Origin of the sequence: Providencia sp. PROV272, assembly GCF_049901975.1 — a bacterium.
Taxonomy (GTDB): domain Bacteria; phylum Pseudomonadota; class Gammaproteobacteria; order Enterobacterales; family Enterobacteriaceae; genus Providencia; species Providencia stuartii.
In genome coordinates this window covers 2,098,714-2,116,570 of sequence record NZ_CP096291.1, presented here as the reverse complement: position 1 = coordinate 2,116,570, position 17,857 = coordinate 2,098,714, and the positions used below count along the sequence as shown (strand labels likewise).

Below are 17,857 nucleotides of genomic sequence, written 5' to 3'. Positions count from 1 at the left end.
TAAGGGTGTTTTTTTTATCCTACGTTTAAGTTTTATTATCACTTATGCCGCTATTAGCCATTAAATTGTTAATCCCCTCCTGCTCCAAGGATAAGCAATCCTCTTTCGCTCGTTTTAGTCATCCTTTTATCTGCTAGTCATTTATTAATATTATTTAAATTTAAGCCATCGCTAAAAGTAAAGTTATGTAATCCTACTCAAACTTTTTAAGCATACGATTGAATAATAAAACTTATACGATACAAAAAAAATTGATGTATTTTTCTTCTAAATACGTAAATTAAATTAAGCAATAATTTACATTAATTGATACTTAACTATTGAAAAGCTACAAGGCGCACAAACAAAAAAAGCTAACATCTAGAGTTAGCTTTTATAAATCATCATAAGAAGAAACTGTTTATTTTTCTGCTTTAGAACTGTTCAATTTATTCGATATGGTTTGGATCCACTCAGAAAAATCTTCCCCTAATGAATCATGTTGCATACCATATTCTACGAATGCTTTCATATAACCTAGCTTATTACCACAGTCATGACTTTTACCACATAGATGGTACGCCTCTACAGGAGACTTATTTTCCATCATAATCGCAATAGCATCGGTTAATTGAATTTCATCCCCTGCCCCTGGTGCTGTTTTTGCTAGTGCATCCCAAATTTTTTCCGATAATACATAGCGGCCAACAATCGACAGATTTGATGGTGCTTCTTCTTTCTTCGGTTTTTCTACCATGCGGCTAATCGGTTTGCTTTCACCAGGAAGCAACGTTGCACCATTACAATCTACAATCCCATAATTAGAAACTTCATCTTCAGGAACGGGCTCAACCAAAATTTGGCTTGCTCCCGTTTCTTCAAAATGGGCCAGCATTTCGCTCAAATTAAACTTGGTTAAATCGGTGCTATAACGATCTAAAATAACATCGGGCAGAATAACCGCAAAAGGCTCATTCCCCACAAGAGGCTTAGCACATAAAATCGCATGACCTAAGCCTTTAGCAATACCTTGACGCGTTTGCATGATAGTTACGTGACTTGGGCAGATAGATTGCACTTCATCGAGTAATTGACGCTTAACACGAGCTTCTAAAATTGCCTCAAGCTCGAAACTCGTATCGAAGTGGTTTTCAATCGAGTTTTTTGATGAATGAGTCACTAAAACAATTTCATTAATACCAGCAGCGATACACTCATTAACAACATACTGAATTAAAGGTTTATCAACGAGTGGTAACATCTCTTTGGGAATTGCTTTAGTCGCGGGTAACATACGAGTGCCAAGACCTGCGACAGGGATTACTGCCTTGCGTACCTTTCTATTTGTCATTTTAGTCATAACTCCAGAATTCTCCTAAGCACCCAAACTCTTTATATAATCAACAGTAATAAAGGTGCGTTTTTAGTGCGAGGCAGTATAACAGGAATAATTTTTGGATAAATAGTACAAAGCCCTAATTAGAGCCAATATGACACTTACTGGAGTAAATTTAAACAAAACTTAAGATTCAGGATTAAACATTAATTTAATATTTTGGTGGTTATTCCAAATTCGACATTGCCAAAATGTCCCTCGTACATCGAGATGATTGGAGGGTTGATGTTTTAAAGTTCCCAATGGAACACTCCTAGATAAGCTATATTGAGCATTCTCTGTTGCAACTTCCGCTTCTAACCCTCCACTAGCCAGAATAATCGCTTTATTACGCGTATTGAAGTACCCCAGTAATATCGGAAATTGCCCACTAAATCCGGAATCCTCTAATAAATAATTTATTTGATTAATAATTTTATCGATATTAGGTAGTTTTTTATCTGGAAAACTTACCGCATTTTTTAATAAATCGTTAAATACAACACGGATCAAGAACGCTGCCATAATTCCCTCCTGTGGAGAGCGTTCTATATCAAGGCAATAAAAACCAATTTGAGTATCTGATATTGGTGCGAGATCAAGAAGTAGCCCGAACCGGTTAATTTCATTTAATTGACGGTAATTAACGCGATAGCCATTAATCACTTGATTTATAGGTGGCTGCAATTGCTTTAACACTGGCGTGATATCTTGGTTATCATAGTTTATCAGTGTGGGTTGTAACCTATTAACAACTTGATCGTTGTATTGCTCAGGATACAGGTTACTCTGAATAGTAACTTTCAACTCCTCTAAATTTTTTATTGGTTTCAATAAAGCATCTTTTGCACCTAACCGTAGCATACGGTCAAGCTGCGTGAAATCTGTTGTTGCAGAGATGACAATAACAGGGATGTGAATATTTCGTGTGACCAACTCTGCCATAAAATCTTCACCACTCATGACAGGCATATTCAAGTCACACAAAATCACATCAGGGTTAAGGTTTTCTTCGGTGAGACGTATTAATGCACTCTGACCATTATCCGCGACAAAGACTTGCATCCCCTGAGCATGTAAGTACCCTTCTAACATTGAACGAAAAACTTTTTCATCTTCAACGATGAGTATCTTTTTATTTTTCATATTTAACCTACTTCTAGCTTTCATCGGTTATTTACTACCAATACTATTATTCATATGACAAAATCATTGTACTGTCATTTTTAAAGTATAGTTATTTTTATACCTTATACTTATTTTTATAGAGTAGAAGATGGAACAATCCCTAAACAACTGTTGTTTTTGTGGCAATTCACTCCCTTTTAGCCAATGCTGCCAACCTTATCTCGATAATCAGGCAATCCCGGAAACACCCGAGCAGTTGATGCGCTCTCGCTATAGTGCTTATGTGACAAAAAATGCCGATTACCTTATCGCAACTTGGCATCCTGATTGTCATGCCAATAACTGGCGTGAAGAAATAGAACAAAGCTTCTTACAGACACAATGGCTTTCTCTTCGTGTCATTAGTTCTTCTTATGCTAAAAATAGCGATGAAGGTTATGTGGAATTTTCAACTTGCTTTATTGATGAAAAAGCTGATCATAAACAGCTTATTCATGAACGTTCCCGTTTTCTGCGTATAGAAAAACGTTGGTATTACATAGATGGTATTACACCTAAAACAGGTCGAAATGATCTATGTCCATGTGGTTCCGGCAAAAAATTCAAAAAATGCTGTAACAATCATTAGTGGTCATGTTTTACCCATCGTAACGGAAATGCATAATGTATCGTTTGCTTATGTGCGCTCTAAGCCCTTCAAGCTACTGCTAAAACGATGCGCGAAAACATCTATTTATCGGATAGATGCAAGCCCTGTTTGCGCTATTTACAGTCACTTGAAGTATGATGAGTATGTAAGCTTTGTAAGTTAAGGATCAGACACTTCCATGCAACAAAAGAATGTACAAAAAAAAGTCCTTCGCACCATTTGTCCTGATGCAAAAGGCTTGATCGCAAAAATCACCAATATTTGTTACAAACACCAGCTCAATATCGTACAGAATAATGAATTTGTTGATCACCGCACTGGTCGCTTCTTTATGCGTACAGAGCTTGAGGGGATTTTTAATGATGAAACCCTACTCGCTGATCTCGATGACGCTCTACCGGCGGGTTCAAAACGTGAATTAAATTCATCAGGCCGTCGCCGTATTGTCGTTATGGTCACCAAGGAAGCTCACTGTCTAGGTGACTTATTGATGAAGAGTGCATACGATGGTTTAGATGTAGAAATTGCGGCAGTTATCGGTAACCATGACACATTGAAAGGCCTTGTCGAACAATTCGGTATTCCTTTCCACCATATTAGCCATGAAGGTCTAACGCGTGAACAGCATGATGAAAAAATGATTGCGCAAATTGACCAATATCAACCTGATTATGTGGTCTTAGCAAAATACATGCGTGTATTAACCCCAGCGTTTGTACAGCATTATCCGAACCAAATCATTAATATTCACCACTCATTCTTGCCTGCATTCATTGGTGCCCGTCCATATCATCAGGCATATGAACGGGGCGTTAAGATCATTGGTGCGACGGCTCATTTTGTTAATGATAATCTTGATGAAGGCCCTATCATTACGCAAAACGTTATTAATGTAGACCACACCTTCACAGCCGATGATATGATGCGCGCAGGTAGGGATGTTGAAAAAAATGTCCTTAGCCACGCATTATATTGGGTATTAGCTCAACGTGTTTTTGTTTACGGAAACCGTACTATTATCTTGTAATACGAATATTTGCTGTTTAAATATGCATGAAGCGCAAAAAAACAGCATTTGAACAGCTTTTAAAAAATTAATACTTTACAGGGGCGCGTCATTTGATATGATGCCGCCCGCTGTCAACGAATACAGCAACTCAAAATCTGGTGGGATACCCAAGCGGCCAAAGGGAGCAGACTGTAAATCTGCCGTCACAGACTTCGAAGGTTCGAATCCTTCTCCCACCACCATTCAAGCGTTCCCTTCACCTAAAGTATCAATTGTGTCTATAAATCGATTTAACACACTAGAGTGTGACTTAGACTTATAAACATAGCAGCAGCAATCCTCAATAATTGAATTTAACGGAATATAGTTAAGCAACTTATCATTCACGTCATTTTCAGGGTAGTAATCAATAATTGCAATAAAATCACCAACTTGAAGAAAACTCTGGCAGTTACCAATATTATCCATTTGCCGAATACTGGCCTTATTACCTTCTAGTTCAACCTGATTAAGCAGCTCCCCCATTAAACTGCTCTTATAAAATGCAGGATCACACAGCCATGTGCATTGCCTTAATAGCGCCATAATATTGTAATGATATTTTTCATATAATTCATTACGACAATAAATCCCTAATGATGCATTCTCTATTTTTCTTTGTAAGGAAAAACGCTCACTGACGACAGGTTGAGAACTTAAAATAACCGTATTACCATCGTAATCAACAATTTCATCAACCTCCTCATAATTAAACCTCAATATATTAATTTGAACATTATTTTTATTTGCTGCCTGATAAAGGTGAATAAGAAAATTTTCTTTCCCCCAGTCATAATAAATATTGGCTTCATTGACAATATAACCTGTAAAATGTTTCTTAGTTATTTCCTTCTCTTGTAAGTAAAGATCACGTAAGTCATTATATAACTCTTGACCATCCTTAGTTAAAGTCATACCAAACTTTTCTCGTTTAAATAGGCGTTTTCCTAAGCTTGTTTCAAAGTCTTTAATTGACTTAGCAATTGGTGGCGCCGTTCGGTTCATTACCCTAGCAGCCTTACTCAATGAGCCATTTTCAACAACTGCCATAAATGCCTCTAATTTTCTTGAAAAGAACATATCTATGACCCCATTCTGTTTATTAAACATGCAAAATTCAACATTATTAATCATTAAAAACAATATGTTGAATAGCCCATCACTTGACATATCAGATGAAAATTTTAATTTAATTTTTCATTGAATGAGTAACAATTTTTCATAAAACTATTTTTATATTTTCCAACAATGCAAAGCAATATATTATACTGTTTCATTTCATTGTTTTTTATGACTCGACTATTAAATCACATTAAATATAAATCACCAATTTGAAATCAGTGAACATATTTTTCATTAATTGTATAACTAATAATCTTATTTAAATTTTAAGATAAAACATTACGATTATAATTAGAGCTATAAATATTCATTAAGCATAATTCAATTTATATTTAAATAGTTATTTAATAGTTACAGTCTAGTCATCATCTGTTAGAATCTCGATGTACAGACAAAAATCTAATAGGTGATAAAAGACCATGAAATTTATCTCTTTCAACATAAATGGCCTCCGCGCTCGCCCACACCAATTGGCAGCTATCATTGATAAGCATCAGCCAGAGGTGATAGGTCTACAGGAAACCAAAGTTCACGACGAAATGTTTCCTTACGATGACGTTAGCAAGTTAGGCTATCATGTATTTTATCATGGTCAAAAAGCACACTATGGCGTCGCTCTCCTGACTAAAAATAAGCCTGTTGCAGTTCGAAAAGGCTTTCCTACCGACGATGATGATGCACAACGCCGGATCATCATGGCAGATATTGAAACCAATCATGGTTTATTAACTGTCGTAAATGGCTATTTTCCTCAAGGCGAAAGCCGTGAACACCCAGTAAAATTCCCTGCTAAAGAGAAATTTTACCAAGACTTACAAGACTATATTACATCAACCCAGACCCCTCAATCACAACTATTGATCATGGGTGATATGAATATTAGTCCAACTGATCTGGATATTGGTATTGGCGAAGCGAACCGTAAACGCTGGCTAAAAACAGGTAAATGCTCATTTTTACCCGAAGAGCGCGCATGGATGGAACGACTGCTAAATTGGGGGCTTGTCGATACTTATCGCGCAATGAACCCTGACGTGGATGATTGTTACTCGTGGTTTGACTACCGTTCAAAAGGTTTTGATGATAACAGAGGCTTACGTATAGATTTACTCTTAGCGTCTACGGCTCTTTCTACACGTTGTGTGGCAACAGGGATTGACTACGAAATACGGGGAATGGAAAAACCTTCAGATCATGCCCCCGTTTGGGCCGAGTTTGATTTAACCAAAGGCTAACTGCTCTTTTTTGTTCGATAGGGAAGATTTTCCCTATCGACCTCTCCGATAACCATCAAATGACTCACACTCACTAGTAGACTACTCTTGCTCACTTTTTTTCGGTTTTTTCGCCGATTTTGCGGGCTTTTTAGTCGTTTTATTCTTTGTGACAGGCGGTAACTCTCGAAATGCTCGTAAGTTAGTAAACTGACGGGCGTGATGAATAAGCTGCGTTAATGTCGCACTAAGCGGATTCATAAAATCAATATAACGCGTTTGTTTTTCACTGATTTGCGTCAAAATAGATTCCCAATGCGCCGTCATATCTGGCAATGTGGCCATATCAGGCAATACATGAATTAACGCTCTACCCGCTGGGGTTGAGTGAATATAGCGACCTTTTTTATATAAAAACTGACGCTTAAATAGCAGATCAATAATACCTGCTCGCGTCGCTTCAGTGCCTAACCCATCAGTTTCACGCAATACCTTTTTTAAGGCTTTATCTTGAACAAAACGCGCAATCCCCGTCATCGCGGATAATAGTGTCGCATCCGTAAAAGGCCTTGGGGGTTGCGTTTGTTTTTCAAGCACTTCGCCTTTTTCACACAGTAACTCATCCCCCTTAGCAACAACCGGTAATGGGCTACCGTCATTTTCAGCATCGCGCTCTTTACTGCCTAATACGACTCGCCAACCCGCTTCCGCTAAAAAACGCGCTTTCGCAATAAACTTGCCCTTTTCAATGTCAAGCTCAATCGTACATTTACGGTAAACGGCATCCGACATAAATTGAATGATATATTGACGGGCGATCAGTTGATAAATATTGGCTTCATGCTCCGTTAGTTTTACTGATACGGCTTTTGCGGTTGGAATAATAGCATGGTGAGCATCCACTTTTTTATCGTCCCAGCAGCGATTTTTTTTATCTAATTCAGGTAATTCAAACTGAGTTAATTCAGGTTGATGTACTGAAATCGCATTCAACACAGAATGACGTCCAGCAAAATGCTCATCCGGTAAATAACGGCTATCTGAACGTGGATACGTGATCAATTTATGAGTTTCGTATAAACGCTGGCAGATATCTAAAACTTCTTGAGCGCTTAGCCCAAACTTTTTAGCAGCTTCAATTTGTAGTGCAGAAAGGGAGAATGGTAATGGCGCAATTTCAGATTCGCGTTTGTCCTGATACTGCGTAACAAAAGCAGGCTTCCCTGTAATACGCGACACCACATGTTCAGCAAGAGGACGATGAAATAAACGCCCTTCTTCATCTTGATAATCAATACAAGATTCACTTGGTTGCCAAGTAGCCACAAAACGTTCATTTTCTGGCGTCACAATATGGGCGCGTACCTCAAAATAATCTTTAGGTACAAAGTTTTCAATATCTTCATCACGGCGAACAACAAGGCCTAATACAGGGGTCTGTACTCTCCCTACTGATAATACGCCTTGATACCCGCCACGTTGCCCCAACAATGTGTAGGCACGCGTCATGTTAATACCGTATAGCCAATCCGCTCTTGCTCTTGCTAATGCCGAAACGCATAAAGGAATAAACTCTCGGTTTTCACGTAACCGTTCGATGGCTCTTTCAACGGCTTGAGGGTTAAGGTCATTGATTAAACAACGTTTGACTTGCTTTCTTTTCTCATCAGAAAGCTTCAAAAAATCTAATACCTCATCCACCAGCAGTTGCCCTTCTCTATCAGGGTCTCCGGCATGAACGACTTCCGTTGCCTGTTTGAGAAGGGAATCAATCGTTTTAAGCTGCTTTGTCACTGCGGAACGTGGTTTTAACAACCACTTTTCAGGAATGATCGGCAGATCTTGCAGATTCCAGCGCGCATACCGAGGCTCATACGCATCTGGCTCAGCTTGTTCCAATAAGTGGCCTATACACCATGTCACTATTTGGTCATCACCGCACTGGATAAAACCATCCCCTCTCTTATGAGGTTTTGGCAACACATCCGCTATTGCCCTAGCGAGGCTGGGCTTTTCCGCAATAAACAAACGCATGAATTAATCTATCACTTCAATTAAAGGTACATTTTCCCGATGGGGTAATAATTTGCCGATAGACTGTAACAAAACACCTTGCTGCTGTGCAATGTCTTTAATTTTAGCGACCTCAGAAGGTTCTACTGCTATCAGTAAACCACCCGATGTTTGTGGATCGCATAATAATTTGCGTTGAGCCTCTGTCATCGGCCCAATAAGATGCCCATAACTTTCAAAGTTGCGTTGGGTTCCCCCAGGTACACAACCGGCATCGATATAATGTTCAACATTTGCAAGTTTCGGTACTCGGCTAAAGGATATTTCTGCTCGTACCTTTGAGCCTTGACAAATTTCACTCAAATGCCCAAGTAGACCAAAACCCGTCACATCAGTCATTGCAGTCACGCCCGGTAACGGTGCAACAACAGCTCCCAGTTTATTCAACTGACACATTGTTTGTGCCGCAAGATTTTGGTGCTCTTCGGCTAATAACCCTTTTTTCTCTGCAGTCGTTAATACGCCAATGCCCAGCGGCTTAGTCAGAAAAAGTTCACAACCTGCTGTTGCTGCACTATTTTTCTTCACATGCTCTGTATTTACCACCCCAGTTACCGCTAAACCAAAAATCGGTTCTGGTGCGTCAATAGAGTGACCACCTGCAAGCGTAATCCCTGCATCGGCACAAGCCGCTCTCCCTCCTTCAATGACTTCTCTTGCCACTTCGGGAGATAGTTTCGCAATAGGCCACCCTAAAATAGCAATTGCCATAATGGGTTTACCGCCCATAGCAAACACATCACTAATCGCATTAGTCGCCGCGATACGACCAAATTCATATGGTGAATCAACAATGGGCATAAAAAAATCTGTCGTACTGATAATCCCTATGCCATTGCCTAAATCATAAACAGCCGCATCATCTTTTGTTTCGTTACCTACAAGCAGATGAGGATCATGAAATTTGGCCTGCTCTGTATGAAGGATTTGTTCCAAAACTTTTGGGGCAATTTTGCAACCACAACCTGCACCATGGCTATACTGTGTTAATCTAATTTTTTCCATTACGCTCGGCCTTATCAATTAAAAGTAAGAAACAAATTCTTGCATATCAGGGATCTGTACTTTTGCAGGTGCTTTCAGTTCAGGCGTACCTAAATATAAAAAGCCCACAATGCGATCTGTCGGTGCACAACCTAATCCTTCACGCACAACCGCATCTTCCGTCCAAGAACCTGAACGCCAAATTCCCCCAAACCCTTGGGCAACCGCCGCCATTTGCATCGCTTGTACCGTACAACCAGCAGCAACAACTTGTTCCCACTCAGGTACTTTAGGGTGTGCTTGAGTCTTCGCGATAACTGTAATAATCAAAGGTGCTCTAAACGGGGCATTACGCGCTTTCTCTTCCACTTCCGGCCCTAAGTTGCCCTCTTTCGCTGCTTTTTCAAGTAATTGGCTAAAGCGATTTAACCCTTCGCCTTGCATCACAATAAAATGCCAAGGCCGTAAAGCACCATGATCAGGAGCACGCATACCTGCCGCTAAAATATTTTGCAATTCATCGCCTTGTGGTGCTGGGGTTGTTAGCCGTGAAGCTGAACGGCGGTTCAATAAAAGGGTTAAAGCATCCATATTCCTCTCCGATTCAGAGTAAACTGATATAATAGTCATTCAAACAAGCAATCATTATTGCGCTGATTAATGATTAAATACCCCAACCAGGGTTAGGTACTCAGCTTAAAAACTTATCATTCATCTTATTCGCTAACGAGTACCATGGTGTTATATTGATTAATTGATTGAATTATATCATTTGTGTATGTTGAAAAATATCATCACGACATTGTACAACGCTCCAAAGCGTATTGTTATGAATAAAAATATTATTCATTTGCAGACAACTGTTTTTATTTCGTTAAGATAACAAGTGCAAATTCGTGTGTCGGAGAAATTATGCGTCAAACATGGAAAATCATCGCCACTGTATTTAAATTCAGTTGGCGAATACTAAATTTTATTCGGGAATTGGTTTTCAACACTATTTTTCTTATATTGTGTTTTTTAGTTATTGGTTCGATAGCGCTATATCAATCCGATTCTAAACCTGACCAGAACTATTTTGGTGCACTTTATGTTGACTTACAGGGTATTGTCGTTGATCAGGTCTCAACCCCCGATCCTTTTGGCCGCATGAGTCGTGAGTTATTGGGAACCCCTAACAACCGCATGCAAGAAAACTCACTATTTGACATTGTCGATACCATTCGTAGTGCAGCAACCGATGATCGTATTACTGGCATGGTATTACGTTTAGATAACCTCGTTAGTGCAGATCAGCCTTCCCTAAACTTTATCGGGAAAGCGATTACTGAATTCAAAGAGTCTGGAAAACCTATCTATGCTGTTGGCGATAGTTTTAGTCAGTCTCAATATTATTTAGCCAGTTACGCTGATCATATTTTTCTATCCCCTCAAGGTATGGTGGGGATCCAAGGCTTTTCAACAAACACCCTTTACTACAAATCCTTGTTAGAAAAATTAAAAGTCAGTAGCCATATTTTCCGTGTGGGGACTTATAAATCTGCTGTTGAACCGCTAATGCGAGACAATATGTCACCAGAAGCACGCCAAGCGACTAAACAGTGGCTAGATGCGTTATGGAATAACTATCTTGATACACTAGCCAAAAACCGCCAAACCACTGCGAAAGGTATCTTCCCTGGGGCAGATGTGTTACTTAGTAAGTTACGTGCCTCCGGTGGTGATAACGCAAAATACGCATTAAATCAAAAATTAGTTGATAAGATTTATACGCGTGAGCAAGCAGAAAATGTGCTTAAAAATCAATTTGGCTGGAATAAACAAGAGAAGCATTTCAATTACATCAGTATTTATGATTATTCAGGTAAGCTGACCAGCACAACTGGCTCTGAAACATCAGCCACAGCGGGTAATATTGCCGTTATCATCGTTCAGGGCGCTATCATGGATGGCCCTCAATCTCCGGGTATTGCAAGTGGTGATTTAATTAGCTCACAAATTCGCGAAGCCCGTTTGAACGAAAATATTAAAGCAATCATCTTACGCGTTAATAGCCCTGGTGGTAGCGTAACGGCTTCTGATCTTATCCGCAACGAACTCGCGTCTGCACGTGCTGCGGGTAAACCCGTCGTCGTTTCAATGGGCGGCATGGCTGCATCTGGCGGCTATTGGGTTTCAACCCCTGCGAACTATATTGTGGCAAGCCCGAATACGATTACGGGTTCGATAGGCATCTTTGGCGTAATCAATACCTTTGAAAATGCCTTAGATTCTGTCGGAGTGTATACTGACGGTGTATCAACCACCCCACTTGCCGATATCTCTGCAACCAAAGGAATTAGCCCTGAATTTTCCGATATGATGCAAATTACTATCGAAAATGGTTATAAAACCTTTATAGGTTTAGTCGCGAAGTCACGTAATAAAACGCCAGAAGAAATTGATAAAATCGCCCAAGGCCGTGTTTGGATTGGCAGTGACGCGAAAAAAATTGGCTTAGTCGACCAATTAGGGGATTTCGATGATGCCGTGACTAAAGCGGCTGAATTAGCCAAACTCAATGACGTCTCATTAGATTGGATGCAACCTGAGTTGTCATTTATGGATCAGTTAATTTTAGAACTCAGTAGCACTGCCCAAGCAGTGATGCCTGACGTTCTACAGGTCTTCTTACCAGAAGCTGTTGCTACCGACATTCGTCAACAGGCACAATTCTTCTTAAAAATGAACGATCCTCAAAATCGTTACGCATTCTGTTTAAATTGCGCCGAAATTAACTAACTTCCCTGATCCCCTTTAGCACACCTAAAGGGGATCCCTCTATTTATCTTGCCTCTCCTCTCGCAAATCCCACTTAAACAGTAGATAACAATAATTAAATGAGTCAAAATTGTTATATCTTCATATAAAACAAAGGATAGTAATAGCTGCTTATATTGTTATTCATGCTATTCGTCGAACATTAGGTAACTCAATGCAGAAGAAATCGATTTATGTTGTGTATACTGGCGGAACCATTGGTATGCGCCACTCCCCACAAGGTTATATTCCAGTTTCAGGGCACCTTCAGGCCCAATTAGCTAAAATGCCCGAGTTCCATCGCCCTGAAATGCCTGAGTTTACCATCAAAGAACACCAGCCTTTAATCGACTCCTCTGATATTACGCCAGAAGATTGGCAAATCATTGCCGATGATATCAGTGAAAACTATGCGCTGTATGATGGCTTTGTTATCTTACATGGCACTGACACAATGGCTTATACGGCATCAGCATTATCATTTATGCTAGAGAACCTACGTAAGCCTGTAATTGTGACAGGGTCACAAATCCCCTTAGAGGCATTGCGTTCAGACGGCCAAACTAATCTACTTAATGCCTTATATCTCGCTGCGAATTACCCCATTAATGAGGTCGGTTTGTTCTTTAACAATAAACTGTATCGAGGAAACCGCACCGTAAAATCGCATGCCGATGGTTTCGATGCGTTCACTTCCCCCAACTGTCCACCATTAATGGAAGCAGGTATTCATATTCGTACTTTTAATACCTGCCCAGCCCCAATCGGTGTTGGCCCATTAATCTGCCACCGGATCACACCACAACCGATTGGTGTCGTTATGCTCTATCCCGGACTGTCTATTGAAATTGTACGTAACATACTCCAACAACCTGTAAAAGCTCTGATTTTACGCTCCTATGGTGTCGGAAATGCCCCACAACGCCCTGAATTACTGAAAATTCTCCATGATGCTACAAACCGAGGCATTATTGTGGTAAATCTGACACAGTGCATTTCAGGTCGAGTCAATATGGAAGGCTATGCGACAGGACATGCACTTGCCGAGGCAGGCGTTATCAGTGGATTTGATATGACATTTGAAGCTGCATTGAGTAAGTTACATTACTTACTTAGTCAAGAATATACACCGGCACATGTTCGGGAATTAATGCAACATAATCTTAGAGGTGAACTCAGCTATGCCGATGAATAAGCCAAATGAGGATTTAGTTAAATCCGCTTTACTGTTAGTTGATCTACAAAATGATTTTTGTACAGGTGGTGCCCTTGCTGTCGCCGATAGTGAAACGGTAATAAAAACAGCGAATAAGGCGATAGAGCTATGCCAACGACAAAATATTCCGATTATCGCTAGTCAAGACTGGCACCCCGCTAATCACCTGAGCTTTGCTGTTAATTCAGGAACACAAGTTGGTGACATTGGTACGCTTAATGGCATTCCCCAAGTGTGGTGGCCCGTTCATTGCGTTCAAGGGGAAGTTGGCGCTGAGTTTCATCCGGAACTCAACCGAGATGCCATTTGTGAAGTTTTTACGAAGGGTGAAAATCCGCAAGTAGACAGCTACAGTGCTTTTTTCGACAATGATAAAGTAAGCCAGACGCGATTACACGCTTGGTTACAAGAGCAACAAATTACCCAATTATTCATTATGGGGATAGCGACCGATTATTGTGTCAAATTCACGGTACTTGATGCGTTAAAGCTGGGATATAACGTTGATGTACTTACCGATGGTTGCCGAGGCGTAAATTTATCCGCAATGGATAGTGAACTCGCATTAGCCGAGATGTCACAAAAAGGGGCGACCCTACTCACCACCGATTCTCTGCAATAATTAACAACGACGTACCTTGCCCTTTTAAGGCAAGGTATTGGCTAGTCGCTAACACTATTGGTTGTTTGACATAGATTGAATAAAAAGCACACGCGAGTACCTCTCCCCCATATCCATGTTTTATCAACGCTGATTGCGCCATTTTCAACCACGGCGACAAGGCACACTGTTCATTTCGTTTTTCTGTATGCCTAGCGTGTTATTTCGCCTGTCGCCTGCCTCTAATTGCGATTATTCGTCTTTATTTTGTGGCTTCAAGGTTGCCAACATTTCCCCTTGAAACATCGATTTAAGTTCCTGCTTACTTTTCATCGTGATCTGCCCATCCGTACCAATGGTCATATGTTCAGGATCATGATTATGACGAGACTGCCATAACATCACCATCTGTAAGCTATGCTCTTTTTGCTCAGGGGTTAATGCGACACCATCAGGCCATTTTCCTAATTCAACGGCTGTCACCAAACGCTGATAAATTTCAGGGGTCATCACTGATAACAGTTGCTCTAATTGCTCTGGCTCTAAATTTACACTCACTTCACAACTCCTTCAAAGAGACCCAGTTAGTAGTTCATTTGACATATTATCTATTTCAACTTAGCTGAATCGATATTGCTTAATTTAGTTTTCAGCGTCAGCTAGCTTCAGCACCCTATCCACGGGTCTTTTCGCCAGTTTTCTCATCGATAAAACTTAATGATGCTGAATTAATGCAGTAACGTTGCCCCGTTGGTTGTGGACCATCAGGAAACACATGTCCTAAGTGGGCATTACAATTTTGACAACGCACTTCAATCCGATGCATTCCATGGGAGAAATCTTCGATATACTTAATCGCATCTTCAGTCATTGGTTGATAAAAACTCGGCCACCCGCACCCTGCATCAAATTTAGTGTCTGATAGAAAAAGTGGTGTACCACAACACAGGCATTCATACACCCCATCTTTACGATTATGCAATAACACACCAGTGAACGGACGCTCGGTCCCTGCCTGCTGAGTGACATATTGCTGAATATCATTTAGCTCCGAGATATCAATCGGTTGCTTACTTTTATCTGTCATATCAAACCCAAATATTGAAATAACTGAGTGGTATTAAGCTAAGAATACCCCCATTTGGTGCAACAAAAAATTAACAACACGTTTTATAAAGATATTCTAAACTAATTAACATAGTGCTTTGTGTTTTGATTTGTGACGAGTTTCACATATATCACTGATAGCAGGTTTCATTATCCCGCACAATCCCGATAATACGTGCGGATGTATTTGCCTCTAAAGTGGCTGACAAGTAAGCAATTAGTGCGAGTTGTTTTGATTTTTTTCAATAATTGACACGATTCCGCTTGACGGCTGGCAAGGTTTTGGTAACTTTAACTACAACTTAATTCACGAATAAATAGCTGGTGGAAATACTATGACTATCAAAGTAGGTATTAATGGTTTTGGTCGTATTGGCCGTATCGTTTTCCGTGCTGCACAAGAGCGTTCTGATATCGAAATCGTTGCTATCAACGACCTGCTCGATGCAGACTATATGGCATACATGCTGAAATATGACTCTACTCACGGTCGTTTCAACGGTACTGTTGAAGTTAAAGATGGTCACCTAGTTGTAAATGGCAAAAAAATTCGCGTCACTGCAGAGAAAGATCCTGCAAACCTGAAGTGGAACGAAGTTGGTGTTGACGTTGTTGCAGAAGCAACAGGTATCTTCTTAACTGATGAAACTGCACGTAAACACATCCAAGCAGGCGCGAAAAAAGTTGTTCTGACTGGCCCTTCAAAAGACGACACGCCAATGTTCGTTATGGGTGTTAACCATAAGAGCTATGCAGGTCAAGAAATCGTTTCTAACGCTTCTTGTACAACTAACTGCTTGGCACCTCTGGCTAAAGTTATCAATGACAAATTCGGCATTATCGAAGGTCTGATGACGACTGTTCACGCAACAACAGCAACTCAAAAAACTGTTGATGGTCCTTCTCACAAAGACTGGCGTGGTGGTCGTGGTGCTTCTCAAAACATCATCCCATCTTCAACTGGTGCTGCTAAAGCGGTAGGTAAAGTTATTCCTGAGTTGAATGGCAAACTGACTGGTATGTCTTTCCGTGTTCCTACTCCAAACGTTTCAGTTGTTGACTTAACTGTACGTATGGAAAAACCAGCCACTTACGCTCAAATCTGTGACGCTATCAAAGAAGCGGCTGCGGGCGAGCTGAAAGGTGTTCTGGGTTACACTGAAGATGACGTTGTATCAACTGACTTCAACGGTGAAAAACTGACTTCAGTATTCGATGCTAAAGCAGGTATCGCACTGAACGACAACTTTGTAAAACTGGTTTCTTGGTATGACAACGAAACAGGTTATTCAAACAAAGTTCTAGACCTGATCGCTCACATCTCTAAATAAGAGTTATTAGCGTTTTATGGTTAATTTGAGCCGCCTTTAGGCGGCTCTTTTGCTTTTATTCGCTCCTAAATTGTCAGGAGCCCCTCACTTACCTCTTAGAGTGAATGACGGTTTTCCTAAGTTCTGCTAACCTATTTGTATTCACTGTTTCTCTATTCACAGGCAAATAATTATGCACGATAAACTCTTTGCTTTACCGGTGATTAAGCAACTTTCAGCCTACATTAGCCAACGCCAATTGGGTGAATTACCCTTAATTATTGTTTCGCATCCTAAAGTGCGTGGTGCCGTTAGTATTCAAGGTGCACAATTAATCGATTGGCAACCTTGTGGTCAAAAACCGTGCATCTGGCTAAGCAGTGAAAGTGCTTTCAAAGCAGGTACAGCCATTCGTGGGGGTATCCCTATTTGCTGGCCTTGGTTTGGCCCCGCGGGTAGCCCAAGTCATGGTTTCGCCCGCATTTTACCGTGGCAATTTACTGCACATAATGAACATGAAGATGGCGTGATCCTCACCTTCACTCTGACAGATAACGAATATACACGCAAACTATGGCCACATGAGTTTACATTGATATTGCGAATGAAACTCGGTGAGACCTGTGAGTTAGAATTAGAAAGCTATGGTGATTTTGAAACCACAGCCGCAATGCACACTTACCTCAATATTGGTGATATCCAAAAAACCACGGTATACGGTTTAGGTGGCCACTACTTTGATAAAGTCAGTGACCGTGAAGTTTATGAAGATAAGCCGCTAAAAATTAATAGCCATACCGACAGAATTTACTCTGAGCCAGAGGAATATAGTTTGATCCGTGATGATAGCTGGTCACGAACCATTGAAATACACCATTACCATAACTCTGACGTTGTATGTTGGAACCCATGGGCTGAATTGTCATGTAGCATGCAAGATATGCCAAACAATGGCTACAAACAGATGGTTTGTGTTGAAACGGCGCGCATTAATCAACCGATGAAAAGTGAAAATCAGCACCCCGCTCGCCTTTCTCTCGTTATGATGACACGCGATAATAAGCCACAAGACTGATAGTGACCTCCGCGATGAGGCGGGCTCTTTTCTCGCCTCATCATTCTGTTACGTCACTAAGGATGGCGCAAGCAGCACTTCTTCATATACCTTTTCTCTCCAACGAAATAGTACGTGATATAAAAAACCGTCTACACGTTGTAAAGCATCAATAATTAAATTTAAGATAAGTATTGA

16 protein-coding genes and 1 tRNA gene are annotated in these 17,857 nt (G+C 40.4%); 9 read left to right on the top strand and 8 right to left on the bottom strand.

Going from position 1 to position 17,857, the window contains the following annotated elements:
- Positions 1-400: 400 nt before the first annotated feature.
- Together galU and rssB are read right to left on the bottom strand one after the other, a co-directional pair.
- Positions 401-1,330 (bottom strand): UTP--glucose-1-phosphate uridylyltransferase GalU, encoded by a 930-nt coding sequence (gene galU, locus M1E93_RS09600; RefSeq protein WP_169342231.1) that lies wholly within the window; start codon positions 1,328-1,330, stop codon positions 401-403.
- Positions 1,331-1,501: 171 nt separating this feature from the next.
- A complete protein-coding gene (rssB, locus tag M1E93_RS09595; protein ID WP_014656067.1) occupies positions 1,502-2,500 on the bottom strand; it encodes a two-component system response regulator RssB in 999 nt (332 codons plus the stop codon).
- Positions 2,501-2,630: 130 nt separating this feature from the next.
- On the opposite strand from rssB, the gene M1E93_RS09590 reads away from it, so the two are divergent.
- The 3 genes from M1E93_RS09590 to M1E93_RS09580 all read left to right on the top strand — a co-directional run bounded on the left by M1E93_RS09590 (position 2,631) and on the right by M1E93_RS09580 (position 4,382).
- Positions 2,631-3,110, top strand: a complete 480-nt coding sequence (locus tag M1E93_RS09590) for a YchJ family protein (protein WP_014656068.1) — start codon at positions 2,631-2,633, stop codon at positions 3,108-3,110.
- Positions 3,111-3,309: 199 nt separating this feature from the next.
- Positions 3,310-4,158 (top strand): formyltetrahydrofolate deformylase, encoded by an 849-nt coding sequence (gene purU / locus M1E93_RS09585; protein WP_004920291.1) that lies wholly within the window; start codon positions 3,310-3,312, stop codon positions 4,156-4,158.
- A gap of 139 nt (positions 4,159-4,297) precedes the next feature.
- Positions 4,298-4,382 (top strand) — tRNA-Tyr (locus tag M1E93_RS09580).
- A 1-nt stretch (position 4,383) separates the two neighbouring features.
- Here M1E93_RS09580 and M1E93_RS09575 read toward each other — a convergent pair.
- A complete protein-coding gene (locus M1E93_RS09575) occupies positions 4,384-5,259 on the bottom strand; it encodes a LysR family transcriptional regulator (RefSeq protein WP_426207284.1) in 876 nt (291 codons plus the stop codon).
- A 461-nt stretch (positions 5,260-5,720) separates the two neighbouring features.
- Here M1E93_RS09575 and xthA point away from each other — a divergent pair, with 461 nt between their 5' ends.
- A complete protein-coding gene (xthA, locus tag M1E93_RS09570) occupies positions 5,721-6,536 on the top strand; it encodes an exodeoxyribonuclease III (RefSeq protein ID WP_004920298.1) in 816 nt (271 codons plus the stop codon).
- A gap of 81 nt (positions 6,537-6,617) precedes the next feature.
- Here xthA and M1E93_RS09565 read toward each other — a convergent pair whose 3' ends face one another.
- The 3 genes from M1E93_RS09565 to M1E93_RS09555 are packed head-to-tail and all read right to left on the bottom strand — an operon-like array spanning position 6,618 to position 10,163.
- Entirely contained in the window at positions 6,618-8,549 is a 1,932-nt protein-coding gene (locus M1E93_RS09565) for a DNA topoisomerase III (protein ID WP_004920303.1), read from the bottom strand.
- A gap of 3 nt (positions 8,550-8,552) precedes the next feature.
- Entirely contained in the window at positions 8,553-9,593 is a 1,041-nt protein-coding gene (gene selD, locus M1E93_RS09560) for a selenide, water dikinase SelD (protein WP_014656071.1), read from the bottom strand.
- A gap of 18 nt (positions 9,594-9,611) precedes the next feature.
- Complete coding sequence (locus M1E93_RS09555) at positions 9,612-10,163, bottom strand: NAD(P)H nitroreductase (RefSeq protein ID WP_014656072.1); 552 nt, start codon at positions 10,161-10,163, stop codon at positions 9,612-9,614.
- 321 nt (positions 10,164-10,484) lie between these two features.
- On the opposite strand from M1E93_RS09555, the gene sppA reads away from it, so the two are divergent.
- The 3 genes from sppA to pncA all read left to right on the top strand — a co-directional run bounded on the left by sppA (position 10,485) and on the right by pncA (position 14,209).
- Positions 10,485-12,353, top strand: a complete 1,869-nt coding sequence (sppA, locus tag M1E93_RS09550) for a signal peptide peptidase SppA (RefSeq protein ID WP_014656073.1) — start codon at positions 10,485-10,487, stop codon at positions 12,351-12,353.
- A 193-nt stretch (positions 12,354-12,546) separates the two neighbouring features.
- Positions 12,547-13,566, top strand: a complete 1,020-nt coding sequence (gene ansA / locus M1E93_RS09545; RefSeq protein WP_004920319.1) for an asparaginase — start codon at positions 12,547-12,549, stop codon at positions 13,564-13,566.
- Entirely contained in the window at positions 13,553-14,209 is a 657-nt protein-coding gene (gene pncA, locus M1E93_RS09540) for a bifunctional nicotinamidase/pyrazinamidase (protein WP_014656074.1), read from the top strand. Before ansA ends, pncA begins: the two co-directional genes overlap by 14 nt.
- 231 nt (positions 14,210-14,440) lie before the next feature.
- Here the strand turns inward: pncA and M1E93_RS09535 are convergent, their stop codons facing one another.
- Positions 14,441-14,746: a YeaC family protein gene (locus M1E93_RS09535; RefSeq protein ID WP_004920326.1), complete on the bottom strand. Its 306-nt coding sequence runs from the start codon at positions 14,744-14,746 to the stop codon at positions 14,441-14,443.
- 115 nt (positions 14,747-14,861) lie between these two features.
- Positions 14,862-15,275 carry a peptide-methionine (R)-S-oxide reductase MsrB gene (gene msrB, locus M1E93_RS09530; protein ID WP_004920330.1) on the bottom strand — a complete coding sequence of 138 codons (414 nt, stop codon included), beginning with the start codon at positions 15,273-15,275 and terminating at the stop codon, positions 14,862-14,864.
- Positions 15,276-15,630: 355 nt separating this feature from the next.
- Between msrB and gapA the strand changes: the two genes are divergently transcribed.
- Together gapA and M1E93_RS09520 are read left to right on the top strand one after the other, a co-directional pair.
- A complete protein-coding gene (gene gapA / locus M1E93_RS09525; RefSeq protein WP_004920333.1) occupies positions 15,631-16,626 on the top strand; it encodes a glyceraldehyde-3-phosphate dehydrogenase in 996 nt (331 codons plus the stop codon).
- Between the two features lie 172 nt (positions 16,627-16,798).
- Positions 16,799-17,680: a D-hexose-6-phosphate mutarotase gene (locus M1E93_RS09520; protein ID WP_004920336.1), complete on the top strand. Its 882-nt coding sequence runs from the start codon at positions 16,799-16,801 to the stop codon at positions 17,678-17,680.
- Positions 17,681-17,857 lie beyond the last annotated feature (177 nt).